Annotated in this window: 6 protein-coding genes; 5 read left to right on the forward strand and 1 reads right to left on the reverse strand. The window is 62.8% G+C overall.

Going from position 1 to position 3,287, the window contains the following annotated elements; translation table 11 throughout:
* The coding region (locus K940_RS33770; protein WP_231390469.1) for a hypothetical protein at positions 1-207 on the forward strand (207 nt) is incomplete at its 5' end.
* A 100-nt stretch (positions 208-307) separates the two neighbouring features.
* Complete coding sequence (locus K940_RS0121150) at positions 308-1,135, forward strand: hypothetical protein (protein ID WP_028479106.1); 828 nt, start codon at positions 308-310, stop codon at positions 1,133-1,135.
* Between the two features lie 66 nt (positions 1,136-1,201).
* Here K940_RS0121150 and K940_RS0121155 read toward each other — a convergent pair whose 3' ends face one another.
* Complete coding sequence (locus K940_RS0121155; protein WP_028479107.1) at positions 1,202-1,879, reverse strand: GntR family transcriptional regulator; 678 nt, start codon at positions 1,877-1,879, stop codon at positions 1,202-1,204.
* 196 nt (positions 1,880-2,075) lie between these two features.
* On the opposite strand from K940_RS0121155, the gene K940_RS0121160 reads away from it, so the two are divergent.
* The 3 genes from K940_RS0121160 to K940_RS31115 form a co-directional block, all read left to right on the forward strand.
* Positions 2,076-2,534, forward strand: a complete 459-nt coding sequence (locus tag K940_RS0121160) for a hypothetical protein (protein WP_028479108.1) — start codon at positions 2,076-2,078, stop codon at positions 2,532-2,534.
* The gene (locus K940_RS0121165; RefSeq protein ID WP_028479109.1) at positions 2,531-2,794 is read left to right on the forward strand and encodes a hypothetical protein; all 264 of its coding nucleotides are present in this window, start codon (positions 2,531-2,533) and stop codon (positions 2,792-2,794) included. Before K940_RS0121160 ends, K940_RS0121165 begins: the two co-directional genes overlap by 4 nt.
* The coding region (locus K940_RS31115) for a DUF2637 domain-containing protein (protein WP_231390470.1) at positions 2,794-3,287 on the forward strand (494 nt) is incomplete at its 3' end. The genes K940_RS0121165 and K940_RS31115, both read left to right, overlap by 1 nt.

Raw genomic sequence — 3,287 nt, forward strand, 5'->3', positions numbered from 1 at the left:
CGACCCGATCGGTCGCGGCCCGATGAGCGGCAGGACATCTACGAGGCAAGCGAGCGAAGCTCGTGCGGCAGCCATACAAGGGTGATCGGCTCGATGCCGGAAGTCGCGTACTCGGGTAAGAGGCTCCCCGGTGGGGCGGTGGGCCGCCGACGCGACCGACGCGCCCGCCAGCCGCAGCGTGCGGAGGCAGGCGGCTGCGTGTCGTAGCGCGGCGGCGGCGCGCAGCGCCGCCGGTGCGCCTTGATCCTATGTAGCCAAATTCGGCAACAACTCGCAGAGTCCATTCCCCGCACGGAGAATCGACCGTATGACTGGTCTCGCGCTTACACCCGAACGGCGAACCGAACTGGCCGCGTTGCTAGACGACGAGGAGCGGTTGAAGTCCGAGTATCCGAAGGTCGCCGAGTATCTGGACACGGCTCCCATGTTGTCGGGCACCGAAAGTCCACAGTCAGATGCGGCGTTCGATCTGCGGTTCGTGCACTACATGACCGGTGGGGAGTCGGCATCGGGTAATCCGTACTGGGATATCGTCGGGCCTTCGGTCGGCGTGAGTGACGATCGCCGGGTTGTGAATGGCGGCAGTGCCAACGGCAGTGTTCGACTGGGCTTCGTCCAGACGATCTTGCAGGCTACCTATGCTTATGCAGTTCCATCGGCGGAGACGATCGAGTGGGCTGCAACTTTCAGCGGCGGACATACGGTCGTCGAGCTCGGCGCCGGACGTGGCTACTGGGCGCGGCTGTTGGCCAGTCGGGGACTTGAGGTGCAAGCGTTCGATTCCGAACCACCGGATACGATCGCGAACCCGTCGTTTCCTGTGGCAAGCGGACAACGGGATGTCTGGTACCCGGTGGAGGGCCTGGAGCAGTTCGGCTCGGTGTTGGATGGCGACTCGGTTCTGTTTCTGTGTTGGCCGCCTGGGTGGGGTGATCCGATGGCTTCTGAAGCTTTGAAACTTTTCGAGTCCCGTGGTGGTCGGCGCCTGATCTACGTCGGTGAACCGAAGGGGGGCAAGACCGGTGACGACGCATTTTTCGATCGACTATCCGACGCTTGGGTGCTCGAAACCGAAGACAAACAGCATGTTTCGTGGTGGAACCTCGCCGACACAGCCCAAGGCTGGGTGCGCTGAGGGTAGTAGCTAGTGCAACACGGCATGGCCCGGTCGATGATCGGGCCACAATTGCTTCGTCCGTGTTCAGTCGTTGTGGTCCAAAACCATGCGGAAGACGAACGAGTCGTATCGGTTATTCGGGTACGACACATCCGACACCATGAGGACACGTCCATTAGCCAGTAAGAACCGCTGGTGAACTGTCTTCACGAGTTCACCAGTCGGCACTTCCAGCCATTCGGCGTGTGCCGGAACCGGGGGGCGGTCGGCCAACGTCTCTTCGAGCACTTCAGCCCTCCCCACGTCCGTGCCAGGAAGTAGGTAGCTGTCCGATATCGAGGCCGCGCGCCCCCGGTCGGAAGCCATCACGATCTGATGCTCGATGTCGTTGCCGATCTCGATCCCGAATATCTCAGCGAGCTCGCTATCGGCAGGCACGATCGAGGTTTCGCGATCGATCCGTATTTCTTCCTTGTCCGCCGCCTCGTTGCTGTAGGTCACCTCGGGGTCTTCCATCTGCCGCTCAGGCGAAACGCGGCGCAGCGTCGGACGCGATGCGACGAACGTCCCGCGGCGCTCGACCGTGTAGACGAGTCCTTGTCGCAGAAGTAGTTCCATGGCTCGCCGGATAACGATGTCAGACACACTGTGCTGTTTGGCGAGCTCCGAATAGCTGGGTAACTGACTCCGCACTGGTCGCACACCGCTGCGGATCTCGCGCGCGATCTCCCCTGCGATCTGGACGTATGCAGGTTCGCTCATGGTCCACTCCTCCGAGTCGGTTCCATGCCCATACGCAACTGCGTATACGCAAAGGACCAAGATACGCGCCTCTGCGCCCTGCGCTGTCAACCCCTCTGGAATCTGCGTATACGCAAACCTATTGTGCGTATACGCAGCTGTGTATACGCTGTTGTGTATGCACAGAATGTGCGGCTACTGACAAGGAGTTTCAGAGATGGCGTTGAAGGACATGTGGATCCCGACCGATTTCCGTTCGGTGTTCCCGAAGGGTGTGTTGCTGCTCGGCGATATCGAGGCGCAGACCGAGTTCAGCGAGGACCGCAACGCGCTGAAGCGTCAGGCGGTCGATTTGGACCGGGAGGGCAATGGCTCGGGTAAGCGGATGTGGAAGGCGACGATCATGGACCGGGCGGGAGGCAAGGCGAACCAGGCCAGTTTCGACGTCACGTTCGTTGTCGACCAGGTGCCGGTTCCTTCGGAGCCGGAGGTTATGGAGGGCCTGCGTCCGATCGAGCTGGAGGGGCTGCTGCTCAAGCCTCGCGTGGTCGGTAACGGCCAGTTCAAGTCGATCGGCTTCTACATCCGCGCGACGGGGATCAAGGGCGATACCTCGGGCGCCAAGCGGCCTGCGGCTGATCCGGGTGCGGCTCGTCCGTCCGGTAAGGCTGCGTGATCACCATGGCCTTCGAGGTGCTGCTGATGGTGTGCGTGGTGACCATGACTGCCGCAGTCATGTACCTGCTGTACCGGGTGGCGATCCTGACGACCCAGGTCGGCATGTTGCAGGACTGGTCCGGTGAGGTCAGCTACGAACTCCTGGCCCAGGAACAGGCTCGCGAGGTCGCTCTGATGCGCGATCGGATGCAAGATATCGAACGCGAATTGACCGAGCTTCGCGACTGGTCGGACTCGTCCGCGGTCGAGGTGTCGTAATGGATACGGCGGACCGATCGGCGGGGATGCGTTGTGCGCGTTGGTCCGCCGTCCTGATCATCCTCGCCGTGGGCGCTGCGGCGTTCCGGCTCAGCTTTGCCACGCTGAAAGACCTCGCGGTGCTGGCGCATGTCCCCGCCCAGGATGCGTGGCTGTTCCCACTGATCGTGGACGGCACCATCGTGTTGGCCACGGTCGGGGTGCTGGTGTGCCCGGGGCGCGACCGCCGCTTCTTCCTATGGGTGCTGGTGGTCGGCGCGGTGGTGTCGGTGGCAGGCAACAGTCTGCACGCTGTTGCTGCTGGTCAACCGCTACCTGCGTGGGCGGCGGCGTTGGTCGCAGCGATCGCCCCGGCGTCCCTGCTGGCCGACACCCACGGGTTGGCGGTGTTGTTCCGTGCAGCCCACCGCAATCCGGTACCTGACCCGGCCGCGGTGAACGACCCCACCCAGCTCCAGGCTTCGACAGCCCCTGAAGCGGTCGAGCTACCCGA

Source organism: Nocardia sp. CNY236, from assembly GCF_000482385.1.
Taxonomy (GTDB): domain Bacteria; phylum Actinomycetota; class Actinomycetes; order Mycobacteriales; family Mycobacteriaceae; genus Nocardia.

Bases quoted from the DNA above. Each gene is read 5' to 3' on its own strand.
- K940_RS0121160 (WP_028479108.1), top strand. From the start codon at position 2,076: ATGGCGTTGAAGGACATGTGGATCCCGACCGATTTCCGTTCGGTGTTC.
- K940_RS0121155 (WP_028479107.1), bottom strand. From the start codon at position 1,879: ATGAGCGAACCTGCATACGTCCAGATCGCAGGGGAGATCGCGCGCGAG.
- K940_RS0121150 (WP_028479106.1), top strand. From the start codon at position 308: ATGACTGGTCTCGCGCTTACACCCGAACGGCGAACCGAACTGGCCGCG.